This is a genomic window from Pseudanabaena sp. FACHB-1998 (genome assembly GCF_014696355.1).
Lineage (GTDB): Bacteria > Cyanobacteriota > Cyanobacteriia > Pseudanabaenales > Pseudanabaenaceae > Pseudanabaena.
In genome coordinates this window covers 1-19,103 of the sequence record NZ_JACJQA010000044.1, presented here as the reverse complement: position 1 = coordinate 19,103, position 19,103 = coordinate 1, and the positions used below count along the sequence as shown (strand labels likewise).

At 42.6% G+C, this 19,103-nt stretch carries 14 protein-coding genes; 8 read left to right on the top strand and 6 right to left on the bottom strand.

Translation table 11 applies throughout. From position 1 onward, the window contains the following. Nucleotides 1-196 precede the first annotated feature (196 nt). Entirely contained in the window at nt 197-3,412 is a 3,216-nt protein-coding gene (locus H6F42_RS17650) for a pre-peptidase C-terminal domain-containing protein (protein ID WP_190400692.1), read from the bottom strand. Between the two features lie 326 nt (nt 3,413-3,738). Beyond that, complete coding sequence (gene deoC / locus H6F42_RS17645) at nt 3,739-4,395, bottom strand: deoxyribose-phosphate aldolase (RefSeq protein WP_190400691.1); 657 nt, start codon at nt 4,393-4,395, stop codon at nt 3,739-3,741. A gap of 173 nt (nt 4,396-4,568) precedes the next feature. On the opposite strand from deoC, the gene H6F42_RS17640 reads away from it, so the two are divergent. From H6F42_RS17640 to H6F42_RS17630, 3 genes are all read left to right on the top strand, one after another. Beyond that, nucleotides 4,569-5,600: a DUF2325 domain-containing protein gene (locus H6F42_RS17640; protein WP_190400690.1), complete on the top strand. Its 1,032-nt coding sequence runs from the start codon at nt 4,569-4,571 to the stop codon at nt 5,598-5,600. Between the two features lie 65 nt (nt 5,601-5,665). After that, entirely contained in the window at nt 5,666-5,935 is a 270-nt protein-coding gene (locus tag H6F42_RS17635) for a TIGR03643 family protein (RefSeq protein ID WP_190400689.1), read from the top strand. Nucleotides 5,936-5,937: 2 nt separating this feature from the next. Continuing rightward, nucleotides 5,938-8,859, top strand: coding sequence for a CHAT domain-containing protein (locus H6F42_RS17630; protein WP_190400688.1), 2,922 nt, complete (start codon nt 5,938-5,940; stop codon nt 8,857-8,859). An 88-nt stretch (nt 8,860-8,947) separates the two neighbouring features. Here the strand turns inward: H6F42_RS17630 and H6F42_RS17625 are convergent, their stop codons facing one another. Further along, a complete protein-coding gene (locus H6F42_RS17625; protein WP_190400687.1) occupies nt 8,948-9,595 on the bottom strand; it encodes a Mo-dependent nitrogenase C-terminal domain-containing protein in 648 nt (215 codons plus the stop codon). Nucleotides 9,596-9,741: 146 nt separating this feature from the next. Next, nucleotides 9,742-10,659 (bottom strand): RDD family protein, encoded by a 918-nt coding sequence (locus tag H6F42_RS17620; RefSeq protein WP_190400686.1) that lies wholly within the window; start codon nt 10,657-10,659, stop codon nt 9,742-9,744. 158 nt (nt 10,660-10,817) lie between these two features. On the opposite strand from H6F42_RS17620, the gene H6F42_RS17615 reads away from it, so the two are divergent. From H6F42_RS17615 to H6F42_RS17600, 4 genes are read left to right on the top strand one after another with little or no spacing between them, the layout of a single operon-like run. Further along, entirely contained in the window at nt 10,818-11,276 is a 459-nt protein-coding gene (locus tag H6F42_RS17615; RefSeq protein ID WP_190400685.1) for a DUF29 domain-containing protein, read from the top strand. After that, nucleotides 11,269-12,003 carry a type III pantothenate kinase gene (locus tag H6F42_RS17610; RefSeq protein WP_190400684.1) on the top strand — a complete coding sequence of 245 codons (735 nt, stop codon included), beginning with the start codon at nt 11,269-11,271 and terminating at the stop codon, nt 12,001-12,003. The genes H6F42_RS17615 and H6F42_RS17610 overlap by 8 nt, the downstream gene beginning before the upstream one ends. Then, the gene (locus tag H6F42_RS17605) at nt 11,972-13,402 is read left to right on the top strand and encodes an AAA family ATPase (RefSeq protein ID WP_190400683.1); all 1,431 of its coding nucleotides are present in this window, start codon (nt 11,972-11,974) and stop codon (nt 13,400-13,402) included. The genes H6F42_RS17610 and H6F42_RS17605 overlap by 32 nt, the downstream gene beginning before the upstream one ends. Then, nucleotides 13,399-14,340, top strand: a complete 942-nt coding sequence (locus H6F42_RS17600; RefSeq protein ID WP_190400682.1) for a hypothetical protein — start codon at nt 13,399-13,401, stop codon at nt 14,338-14,340. Before H6F42_RS17605 ends, H6F42_RS17600 begins: the two co-directional genes overlap by 4 nt. 68 nt (nt 14,341-14,408) lie before the next feature. Here H6F42_RS17600 and H6F42_RS17595 read toward each other — a convergent pair whose 3' ends face one another. Both H6F42_RS17595 and gcvP read right to left on the bottom strand, forming a co-directional pair. Then, nucleotides 14,409-15,356: a TIGR04168 family protein gene (locus H6F42_RS17595; protein WP_190400681.1), complete on the bottom strand. Its 948-nt coding sequence runs from the start codon at nt 15,354-15,356 to the stop codon at nt 14,409-14,411. A 53-nt stretch (nt 15,357-15,409) separates the two neighbouring features. Beyond that, nucleotides 15,410-18,373, bottom strand: coding sequence for an aminomethyl-transferring glycine dehydrogenase (gene gcvP / locus H6F42_RS17590; protein ID WP_190400680.1), 2,964 nt, complete (start codon nt 18,371-18,373; stop codon nt 15,410-15,412). A gap of 165 nt (nt 18,374-18,538) precedes the next feature. Between gcvP and H6F42_RS17585 the strand changes: the two genes are divergently transcribed. Continuing rightward, on the top strand, nt 18,539-18,988 hold the full coding sequence (locus H6F42_RS17585; protein ID WP_190400679.1) for a DEAD/DEAH box helicase family protein: 450 nt from the start codon (nt 18,539-18,541) through the stop codon (nt 18,986-18,988). Nucleotides 18,989-19,103 lie beyond the last annotated feature (115 nt).

Sequence of the window (19,103 nt, the reverse complement as noted above, 5' to 3'; positions counted from 1 at the left end):
TAGATTATAGTGCGATATTTATCAAGTCAAAAAAACACCCCTCAAGTTTTAAACTCGAAGGGCTAGTACCATCTAATCTCGAATCAAACAGTTATTTTTTGTTCAGTAGTGTGTGTTAGCGGAGTGTAACGCACAAATATGAAAAAGATTTGATTGCGTTATATTTCATGAAAGCACCCCACCGAACTAACAGCAGTTAAGCCCATAATTTAATATTTGGGTCAAAAAATTGTGCGTTTGCAGGACGGTAAAGAAGATACTGTGAGACCCAACGACCATTTACCCATTTTGCTCCTATACGTCCTTCATATTTTCCTCCAAGTGGATTTCCTCTAATTCCAAACTCATCAAACTGATCAAGCATCCAAGGTCTTTGTCCCATTCTATTTAACTTGAACAAAGAACTAACGCTATCATTTTGACCTAACATAGATGCGAACAAATTCATGCCAGCGCCATGATTTTGAACTGGGTTAATTGGATTAATGTCATCATTAAACTCAATTGTAAAAGAGTCATCAGCAGTTGTAACTCGACCAGAATTACCGAAAGAACTTGTGTAAAAAGCCCAAGACCATTGGGAATTGGCACTAAAATTGATAGATTCTGAAGCATATCCACCTGGAAGTGCTTTAGCAGGATCAAATGCAATCAAGAAATTTACACCTCCTGAGATCCGCTTTGCAATCTCGGCGCTGGCGTAAGCCCCCAAACTATGACCAGCGAGATTAATTTTTAAACCGCTAATTCCCCAAGCAGTCAGTTTATCGGCTGCCCATTTGGAGGCAACTTCAATCCAAGACGCTCCAATCCCAGGCAAAGGAATGATTGCTTGATTGCTTTTAGCTGCACTAGACCAATCCAGTGCAAAGACCTGATCCCCATCCTCGTAACCGTCTATTGCCCGAGCTAAAAGATTAATATCTCCTCCATTAGGATTTCCATCCATTCCATGAATAACTACCCAAGTCTTTGTAGAACTGCTAACTGCTGTGGATGCACCATTCACTCGCTGAAGTCCAATTTGATGAGTAAGCGTTTGTCCAAATCCATTGATTCCTGAAATAGTTCCCCAATTTAGGTCAGCTAAAAAATTCAGAGCATAACTAGTGTTTACACTAGCCAAACCTTGAAACACTCTGACAAAATAGGAACCTGACTCAAGAATTCTGCTAATTGAATCTTGACTCGTTCCACCCGAAGTTGAACTAAATGTCTCATCGTAGGAATCAATAGCCCCATTCCCATTTCTATCCCAAATGAGTTGTAAATCAGCATCGGCACTCAGATTGTTCAGTGTCAGGTTAAAAGTATTTCTATTACTCAAACTGAAGCGATAGAAATCATTTGGATCGACGCTACCAATAAAATCATTAGCAGTAAAACTATATCGACCCTGACCATTATCAAATAAAGTCCCAAGATTACGAGCAGTACTTGCTGAGTTTCCAGCAGAATCAGGTGGTATGACGGGAATAGTACTGAAACTTAAAGCTGCTGCACCACCACGCTCATAGTACTCAATCTCAACATTGAAATTGCCACCATTACCAGCATTGAAAACTGCTGTATTTGTAGTGAAAGCCTGATCGACAAGACGATCAATGATAGTTTGACCATTAACTCTTACTCTTACACCATCATCAGCCCCTACACGAATTTCTTGAAGCCCTGCGGCAAAAGAAACTTGTCCAAAAATACGAGCCGAGAAATTGTCAGAGCTTACCCAACCAGAAGGTGAACTGTATCCCCAGTTGCGATCAAAACCTGTATTGGTGCGTCCAAAACTTTGGGCAAATACAACAGAGCCATTGCGATCGGTATTGTTGTAATACTGAGCCGTCCAAAAATTAGAACGTGCTTCATTGCTTGTAGCTATACTTTCGTATACCTGCCGCAATGTCGAATTATTAGCTAGTGCATTCACATAGCCCTGTAATCCACCCGCATCAGCATTACGCAGTAACACGTTCAGGTAAGCAGCATTGACATTGTTCCTAGATTCTTGACTGTTCGCAATACCAGATCGTACTTGAGCGTAAGTCCATCCAGATAACATTGCATTCGCCCAACCCTGCTGACCACCTGAATCTGGATCTCGGTTTAGTACATCTAAGTAAATCTGACGAACATTAGCCATATACTGGTCGAAGCGATTCTCTGCTCTCAAACGCAAAGTATAGTTAGTATCGCCACTGTAACGATAAACCCTTGCATAGTAAGTGCCAGCCCCTAAATTATCTAGATTGATTGATTCTGAACTATTACCACTCCGTTTTGACTCGCTAATAACAGTCCCAGCACTATTCAACACCTGTACATCTGCATCAGCACTCAATCCAGTTAAACTCAATCGTAAGTCGCGAGTACCATTAAGGTAAAAACCATAGTAGTCATCCTTGTCTACATTACCCACAGAGTCAATATAGCTGGTGTCACTAGTGATTAGCGTCCCAATGTTACGAGCAGAACTTCTATCATTTCCTGCATAATCCAAGATTGAGTTTATAGCCAAGTCATATCTGCTATTGCCGCTGTTTTGGGTGTATTGCTTAACTTGAATATAGTAAGTACCAACACCTAATTGCCGAGCAATACTATCTTCAGACCTTCCACCATTTGTTGAAGATTGAATAATATTGCCATTAGAATTTAGAAGATATAAGTCAACGTCATTTTCTAAATTCATCAGCCTTAAATCAAGCATTGCAGGATTAGTAAGCTGAAACCGATAGTAGTCGTTGGGAACCCAGTTATTACCCCACCATTCTCGATATGTTCCCACCCAACCGCTTCTCCCTATACAAACTGAGTTTAGAATTCCTAGGTTGTCTGCAGTCGCTAGGGTGTCATTTTTTTCGATAGCGAGAGATTGTCCATTCAGCACAATAATCCCACTATCATCCTCTGATTTAATGCGAGTTAGTTCAGCGCTACTCAGATTAGAGTTAAACAACAAATTCCGACCAAGTTCCCCTTCATCCCCTTGCGTATCTGTACCAACACGATCATCCAACCAATGAAAAGTTTCTTCAACTAGAACACCTACTGCTCCGAATAATGAATTTGTTGGCGCAGCATTAGATTGAAATAGTATGTCAGATAGATAAACTGTCTGAGTATCATGAGCGTATAGTCCAAACGCACCCTTTGTAATATCAGCAGAAATAACTTGTACGGATGGCAACTGACTAAAATCACCGATCGCCCATTGCTTGATTACAGATTGCAGTTCAGATGTATTTGCCTTATCCCCAAAAACTTGGGAAAACAAATCGGGATTGCTAGCAGCTTGTTGGAGTTTTGCCTTAACAATACCAAAGACATCTGGGAGCGGATTTGTGCCAAAAGTTGAAGTATCGACACCACCACTCATGCCAAAGGCATAGCCTGCATTCTGGTTCTCAAGCATGATATTTTCCTTTTAAATGATTTAACCCCGTATCTTTTGACAGCAATATAAAAACTAGCTCGTCCCCCCGTCATAATGGCAATTTCTTGTTACTATGCGATCACTAAATTCTTGTGCTTTTGCTTGTCTATTCAAAGAATAACCTAAACAATCGGAATTCAAACACAGGAAAGTTATCAAAAAGTTATATAAAATTTTCGCTAATCAACTTATACCAATTCACACAAGTATTGTCGTATTTTTGTGAATTGAAAATCAAACCCCGTAATGGTTTTCAAAACTAGAAATGGCTATGCCATTTTTAGTTTTGGTATTAACTGTGTGAGCTATGTTTTCTCGCGGGCGATCGCTACGCCGTGGGATGTGCCTAAACGAGTAGCACCTGCATTGATTAAAGCGATCGCTTGCTCTCTAGTGCGAATTCCCCCCGAAGCTTTGACTCCAACTTTACCGTGCGAGATTTCCTTGAGGAAATTCACCATTTCTACGGTTGCGCCCCCCGCCCAGCCTGTTCCTGTTTTCAAAAAAGCAACTCCTGCATCCATACATACTTCCGCAGCAAGCTCTTGCTCGTCAGCAGTTAGCAAACTCAGTTCTAAAATTGCTTTGACTGCTTTTCCTGATTCTTGACATATCTGAGCTAAATCTTGATGCAACAGATTAGTTTGTCCTGTTTTGAGCCAACCAAAATTAATAACTACATCTAATTCCGTTGCCCCATTCTCTACCGCTTCCATTGCTTCATAAAGCTTTACATTAGACGTGGTTGCGCCACTAGGAAATCCAATCACTGTGCAGATTTCCACCTTGGTTTTTAAGAGCCGCTCCGTAGCTCGCTTGACGTTGCAAGGATAGACGCAAACACTAGCAAATCCAAAGCGATCAGCTTCTTCACAGGCTCGATCCACCTGTTCATGAGTGGCGGATGGATCTAGTACGGCGTAATCAATATAGGGGATGGGATCGAGATCGGTTTGGAGCATAAAACTATACACACTTAAGTAAGCAAGAGGTTACATTAGGAATTAGTGACTATAACTTCTTATAATTACTTATTCATGGTCATTTTCTTGGTCATTTCGGATGGCTCAATAGCTAATCGATTAATTACATATTAGTTACATACAAATACTAGGTAAATTTTAAGTAAATATATATGCATATTTCTGAATTAGATGAATTAGAAGCTTCAGTCAGTGATTTACTGACGATGGCTAAGGTGGAGTTAGAACAAAATCGGCTTCAACAACAACGCGATCGCCAAATTCAAGAGGCTGTATCCCAAATTGAAGGACGGTTAAAACCCCTGTTGGCAAAGGTTGAGCAGATGTTGGAGGAATATACTCGTGAGGGGGGAAGCCCAGACAGTGAGACTAAGCTAAAACTAGAAAAAAAAGCCGCCGATATTCGACAGGAGATCGCCGAAGCTCCGAGCCTAGCAGCCCAGCTTGCCGATCGCCAATTAATTTTGAGCGAAGAAAGACTTCTAGATGAACGAATAACTGAACAAACGGCTCAGTGGCGGCGAGAGTTAAGAGCCGATCTGTTAGAGATGATCGAAGAGCAGCATGATTTCTTTAGTGCTACGGATGCCTCGATCGCTGTACGGGGATATGCCAATGACCTAAAAGCGATCGGTTCTCTGGAAGAGGTCGTCGAAGCGCTGATTAATCAAATAAATTCCCACAGCGAAGAAGGACCTGTAGCCCGTTTACGTGGTAGCCATGAACAAACACTGACATTTATTTACAATAAAGCCCTCGAAAATCGCTCCCGTGTTGATCGCGCCCCTGATGTACAACCTAACGCCCGACACCGTAAGACCGAAAAGCGCCCTGCTTTGTATACTGACCTAAGCGGTAAGGTATTGGTCTTTGGTGGACACGATCGCTTACAAACGGCTGTAAAAAATAGATTGCGAGATTCGGCAATTAATTTAATGTGGTACACCGAGCAGGATGGTTTGCAGCTCGCCGCACAGGGTGAGGCGCAAATTGCTGGTGGGGATTTAATTATTATCGTGACGGGTTATGCCAGCCACTCACTCACTGAGAGAGCGATCGAGGCTTGCCGTCGGGCTAACAAAACCTATGAAATTGTGAATACAACAGGTATGACCAGACTACTAGAAGTAATTGAATCGGGACTAAAAGCCAAACAATTAGCGCGTCATTGGAAGCAAGGATAAAAAAGCTAATATAAAATTTAGAAAGCGCCGCAAAGTGGCACTTTCTAAATTTTATATGTAATTATATGGATAAACAAGCTCTTAAAGCCCTCACACCTGAGGACATTGACCGCATTATCGAAATGGCATGGGAAGATCGCACCAGTTTTGATACGATTTATGCCCAATTTGGGATTTCGGAGACAGAAGTAATTAAAATCATGCGTAGTTCCATGAAGCGCTCTTCTTTTTTGATGTGGAGAGAGCGAGTAAGCGGTCGTAAAACCAAACACGCTAAGAGTTCAATGGCGCAAAGATTTCGTTGCGGACAACAAGATAAACTCAAGAATAAATAACTATGCGCTTAATTCGTAGTTTTGTAAGGCTCGGAATATTGCTGGCGATTGTCGTTACGCCAACGTTGATACTTACAAAATTAGCTGCGAAATCAGAATTTAGCGCGATCGCTCAGACAGTTGCTCAATCCCCTGCTCAATCCTCTGAAGATTTGCGATCGCAACAAATTACGGAAGCGGTTTATCTCAAGCAATCGGGATACGATCGCTTACAAAAAGCCGATCCGCAGGGGGCGATCGCGGATTTGCAAAAGGCGCTGGAACTGTTTCGGAAATGGAAAGCGACAGGCGGCGAGCTTGATACCCTGAATATCTTAGGTGATGTTTATTTGACAACAGGGCAGTATGACAAAGCAATGCCCTATTTTCAGCAAGCACTGGTAATTGCAAAGGATCTCGCCAAGTTTCCCGATGGCGATCCTGTAAGTGTCGGTTATACCTTGCAATATATCGCTGATGTCTATGACAAACAGAGGCAATATGCCCAAGCCTTGCCCCTTTATCAACAGGCTCTGGATATTTTTCGCGATCGCCTTAAGGCAAAAAAAGGCGATCGGGATAGCCTCTTAACCAGTGAAAGCGTGACCCTTTCGCGCATGGCTTCCATTTATTTCAAATCTTCGCAATACGATCTTGCCTTAGCTAGCTATCAGCAAATGTTACCCAGAAGTGTTGAGCAAAAAGATACTATTGGGAGAGTTCAGACTTTAAATAATATTGGTGTAATTTATGCCAATCAAACCCAATATGCCCAAGCCTTAGAATCCTACGAACAGTCTCTAGCCCTTGTAAGAACGCTCTGTTGTTATCGAGGTGATGAGGCAGCAATCATTAACAATATCAGCGCTCTCTATTACAGTCTTGGACAAAATCGCCGTGCTTTGGAATTAGCCGAACAAGCGACCAAGATCTATTTCAAGCTCACTCCTGAAGATTTTGTCGGCTTAAAGAAAACAGAAATAGAATTACTCCATGATGTCCTTGGGGAAGATAACAGCAATCCGACCTTGACGAGTCGAGGTTTATCAGTACGGGCTACGGTAGGAGATACTGCCAACGATAATGTCACGGTCAAAGCGGGACAAGCTAATAACCTCAATAATATTGCTCAACTTTACAGCAACAGTGGGAAATATAAAGAAGCTCTGAACTTCTTTCAAAAAGCTAAAGTAGCCTATCAAGAGATTGGCAATGATTTGGGAATTGGGATTACCCTCGACAATATTGGCAGTACCTACTCTCGCCTCGGGCAATTGGAACAGGCGATCGCTTTTCATCAACAGGCTTTAGCACAGTACGAAAAGGTCAAAGATTTATCGGGTACAGGCGTGGCGCTCAGTAATCTGGGTCGCGCCTATGCCAATTTAGGAAAGCAAGCCGAGGCGATCGCGTCCTATCAACAGGCGATAAAAATTGCTAGAGAAGTACGCGATCGCAGCACCGAGTCCGTTGTCCTTGCCAATATTGGGGATTTACTTACTCAGCAAAAACAATTTGAAAGTGCGATCGCCTATCTTAAAGAATCCATCAATGTCCGCGAAGCAATTCGTCAATCCATCAGGATGTTACCCCGTGAAGATCGCTCGGCATATAAGCAAAGCGTTTCCTATACCTATCGCAACTTAGCAAAATTACTTCTCCAGCAAAATCGCATTAATGAAGCAATTCAAATTCTGGATTTACTGAAGGTTCAAGAGTTACAGGACTATCTGCGTGATGTCAAAGGCAACGATCGCACGGCTATCGGCATCACCCTTTTTGACGCTGAAAAAGCGCTCATTAATACTGATGTAAAAATCCTCCTAAACGGCTCACCTCTAGTAACTCAAATCCAGAATACAGCCGCACGGGAAAGCCTGAATCTCGCCACTTCGCGATCGCTCTTGGCGAATGTCCAGAGATTTGGCGATCGGGCTTCATTATTTTATCCATTATTATTTGAAGATCAGCTTTTTTTAGTGCTTCTTCCCGCCAAATCAGCCCCTATTTTACGTTCCCTTAAAGTTAATGTGGAGGAATTCACTAAACTATTACAGGATTTTCGAGCCGATTTACAAGATGCTAGTTCTGCTGATGTTAAAGAATCCTCGGCAAAACTTTATCGATATCTCATCAAGCCGATTGAAGCAGATCTGCAAGCTGCCAATATTGACCTTCTGCTTTATGCGCCTGATGGCAAATTGCGTTATATCCCTCTCTCCGCGCTCTATGATGGCAAAAAGTGGTTAATCGAACGCTATGGCTTTAATTACTTAACTGCTTCTGGATTTTTAGACTTCCCATCCGTCGCTAAAGGTTCTCTTAAAATCATTGCGGCAGCCTTTACTCAAGGGGATGTCAAGTTTGAAATTGGCAATGAGAAGTTTACTTTTAAAGGACTACCCTTTGCTGGCAAAGAAATTGATAAGATTGCCACAACTTTTCCAGACACTACCAAATTAGTTGATACCCTCTTCAATCGTCAAGCGATCGTTTCTCAATTTGGTAACTATAGTGTGATTCATTTGGCAACCCATGCGGCTTTTGTCAACGGAACTCCAGAGGATTCCTTTGTATTAATGGGAAATGGTGATCGCCTAAATTTGCGAGAGTTGCGCGAATGGAAGTTACCCAATACTCAACTAGTTGTTTTAAGCGCTTGTCAAACTGCCCTTGGAGGGGTTGTGGGTAGTGGGGAAGAAATTCTTGGCTTTGGCTATCAGATTCAGCGTACGGGAGCTAAAGCTGCGATCGCCTCACTATGGACGGTCAGCGATCAAGGAACACAGTTATTGATGAGTAATTTTTATACGCAGTTGCAAAAGGGAAGTAATGTGATTAATTCTCTTCGCCAAGCCCAATTAGGTCTTCTGCAATCCCCTCAATCTAATTTACAACATCCATATTTTTGGGCTTCTTTTATTTTGATTGGCAATGGCAAATAAAAAAGATTACCAAAACCCGTAAAGTTGCACCCCTACGGAGCGCAACTTTACGGGTTTTGGTTGGTAATTAATTATGCCTAGCTATTTATTAATAATATTTGGAAATATCTTCACCTTTATCAGCAAGATAACTTAGCGATCGGAATCTTAAGCCCACTAGTTGATCGTATAGAGGATTGATTTCGCACATAGCAGGAATATGCATGATTTTGCGTCCAAACAAGACAATATCACGCTCAAATGGACATTGAGCAGGGACAACTTTACAGATTAAATTAGCAAGTTTGGAATCATGAATATCCATGTGATCGAGCCATTCTTTAACTGGTTCTAATAAATCAGGATGGTGTTCCTCATGGTGGGAGGCGGAAGCTAATTTCTCCCGTAGATCATCGATCGCTTTTACTTCTTGATTAAGGGCTTTACAAAATCCTTGAATAACGAGATCTTCCGTATCTGTATATTTTCCATCGGCAAGAGCCATCATTACTGCCATCCGCAGGAAATTCTGCCCCACAGCATAATCACTACCTAATGCTGTTGCTAAATCTTGGGCGCTAATTGGTTCAAAATTAGCGATCGTTACTTCTTCACCCCATTCATCACTATGGCTGATTTGATCGAAGAGGCTACGCTCTTGGTCACTATAATCATTGTCTGCGAGGGCAACACTCATCAATCCCCGCAACCACGCTGAAATCTGTTCTTGTGTATAAGTCGGATGATCTATTTTCATAGCAAACCAGTCTACAGGCTGACTAAATCATAGATTGCTTTTACTTGCTTTACTACTGTTCCAGCATTAAGGAATGTTTAATAATACAAGTATCGGGCAGGTGTGGCGCGGCGTTGCCGCGCCACACCAATCCTTCACTAATGCGACTACCTCCGCCTAGGACGACGCGCCGATCGCTTAATTGGTGGTTCATCATCGTAGGACTTAGGGCGATCGCCTCTATCATCACGAAGATCATCTTTGTCCCAATTATCGAAACCATCCACATCGCCTTTATAAGCATTTTTGGGCGGATCTAAAGGCTCCGCATAGGGATCGTTGTAATTATCTTGATAAGAATCTTGATAAGAGCGATCAAAGTCACTATCTCGATCAAAATTAAAGTCTTGAGGTGGACGGGATTTGGTGCGGGGGCGGCGCTTAGTTTTTTGGCGAGGGGCGCTATATTCGTCTTCATACAAATCACGCTCTTGGCGACTTTGATAGAGCTTTGTGGCTTGCTGACCTGCTTGGTTAAAGAGTTTGCCTAGCTTTTCATCGATCGCAAAACCTTTGCGGGTTTGAATAGAAATCGTGCCACTAATGCGATCGTGAAAGGCTTGACGCTTTTCGTTATCAACGATCGCAAAGGCGGCATCGGCAACAAAGGGAATCCAAGCAAAGACAATGAGGGTCGAGGTGATAGTTTTAATCAGAAAAATGGCACAGACAAAGACAAAAATCTCCCGCTTCATAAATGCGCCCAGTCCAGCCGTTTTGCCAAATTCCGCATCAATCACCCGAATACTCATCAGCCATCTACCAAAGCTCTGCCCCTGTGCGCGGGCGGCGATAAACACCCGAAAGACAAACCATGTCGAGATAAATATAAATAGATGCAGAGGGTTCGCTGGGTCAATCGATAAGATCGATACGGTTAATTCGGAAATAAACCAACAACTTAAAAAGTCTACGATGAGCGCTCCGAGGCGTTGATTGACCGTAGCAAGAGGGTAGCGGCTATAGGCTGGCTCGAAGTCCATTGTGATTGCTTGTTGTGATTGCTTGATTCGTGGTGAAGGCACAGAGTTATATTCTATGCCTTTATAATTGCACTTACAGCGCAAAGCGCTGAAGGAAAACCCAAAGAAATTTTTAGAATCGCCGCAAAGTGAGGCTTTCAAAAATTTATTTGTATTATTTAAAGCTTCAATAGACTTTAGAGCAAAGGAGCAAAATCAAAATGACGCAAGCTATAACTCGTAAATCTTTGTATGAGTCGGACTTTTTGCGATGGACTGAGGAAACTGTAGCCAAGCTTAAAGCTAAAGATTTTGACCATGTAGACTTGGAAAACTTGATAGAGGAGATCGAATCATTGGGACGTTCTGAAAAAAAGGAGGTTAGAAATCGACTAAAAACTTTGCTAGAACATCTAATTAAGAGGATCTATGTCGATATGCCCCAAGAGTTTAATGGATGGGAACGCACTATTAGAGAGCAACGCGCTGAAATTAGGGTTGAACTCAACGATATGCCAAGCCTAAAAAGGTTTTGGGAAGAATTATTTGATGTGGCATGGGGGCTTGCCTTGCTCAAAGTCAAGGATGAGTATGAGAAAAAAGGTTATTACATCCCTGAGCAATGGCAGTTTAGCCGTGAAATCGACGCGATGTTGAGTGTTAAGTTTTGGGATGAATAATCATTTAAATAACTATTTAGCGATCACTATTGGCAACACCAGAATTAAGGCAGTAATTTTTGGTAGCGATCGCCAAATTATGGAGGAATATGCCTTTAGGCATGAGCAATTAACAATCTTAGAAGCAGAACTTGCGGAGCGAGATTTTGTACATATTGCGATCGCCTCAGTTGTCCCTGAATTGATAACTATTTGGCATAATTTACCTCAAACCCAAATTATTAAAACTGCTGATGTGCCTTTGCGAGGTTTATACGCAACGATGGGATGTGATCGCGCTTTGGCGGCGTATGGCGCAGGGGAAATCTATGGCTATCCAGTTTTAGTAATTGATGCGGGGACAGCGATTACTTTAACGGGAATTGATATGAATAAGGCTTTAGTGGGTGGGGCAATTGTGGCGGGATTGCGATCGCAGTTTTTAAGTTTGTATCAAAGTACGGCAGCTTTACCCGATGTGCATATTCCCGAAACCTTGCCAAATCGCTGGAGCATGGATACGCGTAGCTCCATTCAAGGGGGAATTGCTCACATATTTTTATCAGGTTTACAAGCTTATATTGATAATTGGCGATCGCAATTTCCTGATGCCAAGGTGATTATTACTGGGGGAGATGGCGATCATTTAGTGAAATGGGGACTACAAGTAGATATAATTGATAAAAATCTAATTTTTTGGGGATTATGGCACTGCCATGAGTTTCAATCCAAGTCTTTGTCGCAATGAGAGCGAAGTCGAAAGTAAATTAATTGTTCAGTATCTTTTGCCTACGCTTGGTTATGATGCAAGTAAATGGCATCAAGAAGTTGCTTTAGGGAGTATTCGCTTAGATTTTTTAGCGCTCACTTCCCAAATTTTTCCAAGCGCTACAGATAGCACCCCTAAAGTTTGCGTAGTGATGGAAGCGAAGCACCCCAAGCAAAATCTTGATTCTCATGTGCGGCGATTGAGCCGTTATTTAACTCGTCTACGGGTTGTTTATGGGGTTTTAACTAATGGCAAAGACTTTCGGATTTATGAGCTTGTAGGTGATCAGGTTAAACTAAATTTCCAATGTCAAGGTATAGAAATTGACGACAAAATCGAAAAAATTAAGGATATTATTGGGAGAGATAAACTAGCTGAGTTTAAAAATAACAAGCCTATTGATTTAGCTAATTTAGTCAATCTGCCACAGAAGCCTGCTCCGCTAATTAGTGAATTAATTGTCTCGCCTTCAATCTCTCTGCAACTTTCTGATACTAATATTTCAAACCCCAAAAGCATGAAAACGATCGCAATCTATCACAATAAAGGCGGTGTCGGAAAAACGACGACGACTATTAATCTCGCCGCCGCTATTAGCCGCAAAGGTTTAAAGGTTTTAATTATTGACCTTGACAGTCAAGCAAATACTACCTATGCCGCAGGTTTAATGAAGTTTGAAACTGAGGAAGAAGACACGCTCAAAGATAGCAACATTTACAATGTTGTCTTCTATCCCAAATCCAACTATATTCCTGAAATTGCGCTCAAAAGTACTTTTACTTATCCCCCAGTGGATGTCATTCCCGCTCATATTAACTTGATCTGGCAAGAAGCAAGATTAGTGGATAAAGATAGTTCTAAAACCCATTTAGTCAAGAAATTAGAACTAGTGAAAGATGACTATGATGTGGTTCTAATCGATACGCCACCATCACTGAATCTCTATGCCAAAATTGCGCTGATAGCCTGTGATTATCTAATTATTCCTTCTGACCTAAAGCCTTTTGCCAATGAAGGTTTACGCAATGTTAAAAACTTTATTGAAGAAATTGATGAGTTTCGGACTTTTATCAATAAACCTGCGATCAAGGTTTTAGGTGTATTACCTTCCAAAATATTGACTAATGCCAATTACATCAAAGCAACTTTGCCTAAACAAGAAAAAGTTGTCGAAGAGCGCTATGGATTTCCTGTGTTAGAAACCAGAATTTTCCAGCGTGAAGACCTATCAAGGGCAATTGATAATTTTGTATTTGAAGGAGATCGCCAAATTCCTGATCCTAAGTCTATTTTTGACTTTAAGCCAGACTCCATATCTGCTGCTGAGTTTGAGGAATTAGCTAATGAAGTTCTTGAAAAAGTAGGATTAAGTGCATGAGCCTATTAACTTCTTCTATCGATCTAGATACAATCACACCACCAGCAATATCTAATTCTCAATTCCCATCTCATCAAGTTGAAAATCTAGCTAGTTTATTTTTAAAAGCTGGTGATACTGTTAGCCCCATCATTGTTCGCAAAATCTCACCGATTGCTTTTGAAGTTTTAGAAGGTCATTTTGAATATTATGCAGCTATTAAAGCTCAAGAAATTGATGAACAATTTACCGCAATTCGCGCTTACGTTGTGCCACCTGAATTAGAATCCACGATTCTTGAGCAGTATAAATTTCTGCGATCGCCTTCTGCCTCAACACCTATTCCCGCTCCTCCAGAACTGAATCATGAAACTTCTCCAGATTTAGCTAAGATCGAAGAGGCGATCGCTAATCGATTAGAGCAAAAACTAACTGCGGCGATCGAGAAGACCATTGAAGAACGTATCAGTGTTAGTTTGCAATTAATTGTGGGACAAGTTACTAAACAACTAGATGCTCATTTAAACGATTTTCGTCAATCTTTATCCCTCGTCCCTGTTCATCAAGTAATTGACACAAAGCCAGAAACTATACAAGCAGTTGCAGAGTTAGAACCTGAAAAAATCTCCAAAACCGATAAAGCTACTAAATCGAAAGCAACTGCTAAAACTACATCTAAAACTCCAACTAAACCCAAGTCTGAGAGTAAAAAAACTGCTGCGAAGAATAAAAATATTGATGATAATTCTCAAATCTCACAGGTACTTAGTGACTTTAATACTCTCAATATTGCTGATCTAGAAAACAAATTAAAACAGTCAGCTAAAGGAAATATCAAGTTTGCACGCCCAATTCATGAGCAGCGATCACAACAGCTATTTATATCAATAGATGATGTAATCTCTAGGGTAAAAGGACTTGCAGAAAAAACTATGGAAAGGATAGTTTCATCTTGGTAACTAAATCTATTGTCGTCTCTTTTGCTCATCTGAGGAAATAGGTGAATGAGCTACATCAGATTCCCCATTCAAGCGAATAGTTTGCATGTTTTGAATAAAATGCTTTCATGGACTATTTGATGAGATTGATTTAGCCAGACAATCGAAATTTGAGTTACTTGACCATGCTCAAGATTAACTAAAGAAAAATTGCGATGAAAACCGCTATGGGTTTGGATAATTCTGGGAGTTAGAGCCGAATTTACAAAAAATGTCCCCATAGCATTAGTCGCGATCGCATCACGGTTACGGCTAGATGTATGGCGTAAGTGGTGGTGCATATGCCCAAAGGTTACGAGAGGTACAGTTTTCGATAATTGATAGGAATAGGCGATCGCCTCGGCAAAGTCAGGATCGCCATAGTCGCCGCCTATGGGTTTCCAATCTTTACCGCAGATAGAATACTCTTCAGTTCCTAGTCCCGCAGGACCGTTGTGACCGAGAAAGATAATCGTTTCGTGGTCAGTACTGGCGATCGCCTGCTTGATGCGCTGGGTAGATTCGGCAAAGCTATTAATATTAAAGCGATCGCGATAGAAAAACTTTTTCTTCCATTTACTACCGCCCCAACTAAAGGGACGCGCACCAACTACCGAGAGATTGAACTCAGGAAAGTCTAGCCAGCTATAGCCCACATGACATTTGCCTAGCAAATCTAACTGCTGCTGAACGCGATCCTCCTTAGTGCGATCGTAGGGACATTGGTGCTTAGGAGGAGTTTTGCTATAGGGATCAGTGGCACTATACCAAGCATCATGATTGCCTAAAATCGCAGCTTTCGGTAAGTCTAAATCCGCGATCGCCTTGACAATTTCTATTGCTTCGTTGCCAAAATCTCCCACAAAAAGAACTAAATCAGCGCCAAGGCTATGTAAGGCTTGACGATCTTCTATGGGCTGCCAAAGGTCATGCACATCACCAATCACAGCTATTTTAATTGAGGATTTAACGGGTGATGCGCTTGACGACTGAGACATAAAACTAATTTTTGATGAATAGATAAAGATTGTGCTTACAGCACAACCTTTATCTATTCATTGTAGGCTTCGATGGGTAGACAGGAACAGACAAAATTGCGATCGCCAAAAGCATTATCAATGCGTCCTACGCTTGTCCAAAACTTATGCTCCTTGAGCCAAGGGGCAGGATAGGCGGCTTGACTGCGAGAGTAAGCATGGTTCCAATCATCGGCTAAGAGGGTTGCAGCTGTATGGGGCGCATTTTTGAGGGGATTATCGAGCTTGTCCATCGCACCAGAGGCGATCGCCTTAATCTCTTGACTAATTGCAATCATCGCCTCACAGAAGCGATCGAGTTCCGCCTTAGACTCACTTTCAGTAGGCTCGATCATCATCGTTCCAGCAACCGGCCAAGACACCGTAGGTGCATGGAAGCCATAATCCATTAAGCGCTTCGCAATATCATCTACTTCAATCCCTGCAATGGTTTTGCATCCCCGTAAATCGAGAATGCACTCATGGGCAACCAAGCCATTTTTGCCAGTATAGAGAATCGGATAATGGGGTGCAAGGCGATGCGCCATATAGTTGGCATTGAGAATGGCGACCTCAGTGGCAAGCTTTAAACCCTTTGCTCCCATCAGTGCGATATACACCCAAGAAATTGTAAGGATGCTAGCACTCCCCCAAGGAGCCGCCGAAATCGTACTGGGGTTTTCTGTGGTGAAGGGATGCTTCGGCAAAAATGGCACTAGCTGAGGCGCGACACAGATAGGTCCCATCCCGGGACCACCACCACCGTGAGGAATGCAGAAAGTCTTATGCAGATTCAAGTGGCAAACATCCGCACCAATATCTCCTGGACGGCAGAGACCGACCTGAGCATTCATATTTGCGCCATCCATATAGACCTGTCCGCCGTAGTAATGGACGATATCACAAATATCCCGAATGGATTCCTCAAATACGCCATGAGTGGAAGGATAGGTAACCATGAGCGCCGCCAATTCATGCTGATGCTTTTCGGCTTTAGTCTTAAGATCTGTCACATCAATATTGCCTTCATCGTCACAATTCACGGTCACCACCTTCATCCCTGCCATCACCGCACTGGCGGGATTTGTGCCATGAGCCGATGTGGGAATCAAGCAAATATGGCGATTGGTTTGCCCACGATGTTGATGATATTCTCTAATGGTGAGTAAGCCTGCATATTCTCCCTGCGAGCCTGCATTGGGCTGAAGCGATACACCTGCAAATCCTGTGATTTCGGCTAACCATACTTCTAGTTGTTGAAAGAGAATTTGATAACCTTGGGTCTGTTCTAAAGGTGCGAAGGGATGAATATTGCCGAATTCCGACCATGTGACAGGCAGCATTTCGGAAGTCGCATTTAACTTCATGGTGCAGGAGCCAAGGGGAATCATCGAGGTGGTGAGTGATAGATCCTTGGCTTGGAGGCGATAAATATAGCGCAGTAGTTCAGATTCGGAATGATAGGTGTTGAAAACGGGGTGGGTGAGGTAGGTGGTGTTGCGAGTTAGGGAATTAGGAATTGAGAATTGAGAATCAGGAACTTGTAATTTGTAATTCGTAATTGCTGATTGATCTTCAGAAAATATGTTAATTAGATCGAGTAAATCTTGCTTAGAGACTGTTTCATCAAGACTGATCGCGATCGCCCCATTTTCCAGATAGCGCAAATTGATTTTGTGGGCGGCGGCGCGATCTTTAATTTCCGCTAGGGAAGTTCCCTTGGGTTGAATGAGAATCGTATCAAAGAAGTCGGGATGCAAGACTTGATGCCCCAATTTTTCAAGGGATTGGGCTAGGGTTTGGGTAAGAAAATGCACCCGTTGAGCAATACTTTTAAGTCCTGCTGCACCATGATAGACCGCATACATGCTTGCCATAATCGCTAAGAGAACTTGAGCCGTGCAGATATTGCTGGTCGCTTTATCGCGGCGAATATGTTGCTCACGGGTTTGCAGAGCGAGCCGCAGCGCAGGTTGACCATGCACATCCTTGGAAACTCCCACCATGCGCCCCGGCATTTGGCGCTTGTAGTCCTCTTTGGTTGCCATATAAGCGGCATGGGGTCCACCATAGCCAAAGGGAACACCAAATCTCTGGGCGCTACCGATCGCAATATCCGCACCAAATTCCGCAGGGGCTTTTAATAAGGTGAGCGCCAATAAATCTGCCGCCACGATCGCTAAGCCACCCTGAGCATGAATTTGCTGGATAGATTCCGTATAGTCGTAGATTGCGCCATCACTAGCGGGATATTGTAGCAAGATGCCAAAGCAACTTCTATCAATGACAAATTCGTCATGCTTGCCTGTGATTACTTCAATTCCGAGAGGAATAGCACGGGTTTTAACTACGGCGATCGTCTGAGGATGACAATCACTGGAAACTAGAAATTTGTTGCCTTTATTTTTGGCAAGCCCTGCTGCCATCGTCATCGCTTCGGCGGCGGCTGTACCTTCATCAAGGAGGGAAGCATTAGCAATTTCTAAGCCCGTTAAGTCAATGATCATTGTTTGGAAGTTCAGCAAAGCCTCTAGTCTTCCTTGGGCAATCTCGGCTTGGTAGGGAGTGTACTGGGTATACCAGCCCGGATTTTCGAGAATATTACGCTGAATAATTGGTGGAGTGATGCAATTGTAATAGCCCGTACCGATGTAAGAGCGCCAAACTTGATTTTTTGAGGCGATCGCTTTCAGTTCTTGCAGTAGCTCGTATTCCCCACGCGCTACGCCTAAATCGAGGGGCTGCTTGAGCCTAATGGAGTCGGGTACAGTTTTTTCCACCATTTCCTCAAGGGAGTCACAGGCGATCGCCCTGAGCATGGCTTGGATTTCTGGAGAACTAGCGCCGATGTGACGGCGGATAAAGCTATCCGTAGGCGCAAAGGCATCTGGACTAAGACATTCCCCTAAATAGTCTTTAGGAACCTTCAATTCTTCGATTGCTGTGATTGATTCGATCAGCTCATCTTGAGTAGTAATAGTAGGTGAAGATTCCAACATAGTTTTCATCGTAGATATGATTACCTCCTATGCTATTACAAAATCATTACAAAATGTTAAGCGTAGCTAACAATCCCTGAATTGTCATTACGATGCGTTGATCTAGTAACGCCAGTCCCAGTTTTACCGTTAAACCCGAAGAAGTCGATTAGACCACATCAGAGTATGGCTTTGGACAAGGTGAGGGCAGGGTTTGAGACAGGCGATCGCGGTAAGTTGATCATGGCTTGCGGTACGGGTAAGACCTATACGGCTTTGCAGATTGCGGAGAAGTTTGCCATTGAGAAAGGTAGCGCCACGGTTTTATTTTTAGTGCCTTCGATCTCGTTAATGTCGCAGACTTTGCGGGAATGGTCGGCGGAGGCAACGGTGAGGTTGCAGAGTATTGCGGTTTGTTCGGATGCGAAGGTGTCGAAAAAGTCGGATACGGAGGATATGAGTGCCCGTGATTTGGCTTTTCCTGCGACGACGGATGTGGATGTAATTGTGGGGAGGTATCGGGCGCTTAATCTTCAAGTCCCCCTTTACAAGGCAGGGTTATTTCAAGAAAGGTTAGGAGGAACCAGAAAAAGGCTAGTGACAGACGTAGAGGTATTTTGTAATAATTTAATCTAATCAAGTTAAATAAGCCAGAAAATGAGTAATAGTCTAGTTGATTATCTCAAAGAGATACCAGATCCGCGTAAGGCAAAAGGAAGGCGAGATGAATTATGGCAAATCCTGCTGATAG

Bases quoted from the DNA above. Each gene is read 5' to 3' on its own strand.
- H6F42_RS17650 (WP_190400692.1), bottom strand. From the start codon at position 3,412: ATGCTTGAGAACCAGAATGCAGGCTATGCCTTTGGCATGAGTGGTGGT.
- deoC (WP_190400691.1), bottom strand. From the start codon at position 4,395: ATGCTCCAAACCGATCTCGATCCCATCCCCTATATTGATTACGCCGTA.
- H6F42_RS17640 (WP_190400690.1), top strand. From the start codon at position 4,569: ATGCATATTTCTGAATTAGATGAATTAGAAGCTTCAGTCAGTGATTTA.
- H6F42_RS17635 (WP_190400689.1), top strand. From the start codon at position 5,666: ATGGATAAACAAGCTCTTAAAGCCCTCACACCTGAGGACATTGACCGC.
- H6F42_RS17630 (WP_190400688.1), top strand. From the start codon at position 5,938: ATGCGCTTAATTCGTAGTTTTGTAAGGCTCGGAATATTGCTGGCGATT.
- H6F42_RS17625 (WP_190400687.1), bottom strand. From the start codon at position 9,595: ATGAAAATAGATCATCCGACTTATACACAAGAACAGATTTCAGCGTGG.
- H6F42_RS17615 (WP_190400685.1), top strand. From the start codon at position 10,818: ATGACGCAAGCTATAACTCGTAAATCTTTGTATGAGTCGGACTTTTTG.
- H6F42_RS17610 (WP_190400684.1), top strand. From the start codon at position 11,269: ATGAATAATCATTTAAATAACTATTTAGCGATCACTATTGGCAACACC.
- H6F42_RS17605 (WP_190400683.1), top strand. From the start codon at position 11,972: ATGAGTTTCAATCCAAGTCTTTGTCGCAATGAGAGCGAAGTCGAAAGT.
- H6F42_RS17600 (WP_190400682.1), top strand. From the start codon at position 13,399: ATGAGCCTATTAACTTCTTCTATCGATCTAGATACAATCACACCACCA.
- H6F42_RS17595 (WP_190400681.1), bottom strand. From the start codon at position 15,356: ATGTCTCAGTCGTCAAGCGCATCACCCGTTAAATCCTCAATTAAAATA.
- gcvP (WP_190400680.1), bottom strand. From the start codon at position 18,373: ATGTTGGAATCTTCACCTACTATTACTACTCAAGATGAGCTGATCGAA.
- H6F42_RS17585 (WP_190400679.1), top strand. From the start codon at position 18,539: ATGGCTTTGGACAAGGTGAGGGCAGGGTTTGAGACAGGCGATCGCGGT.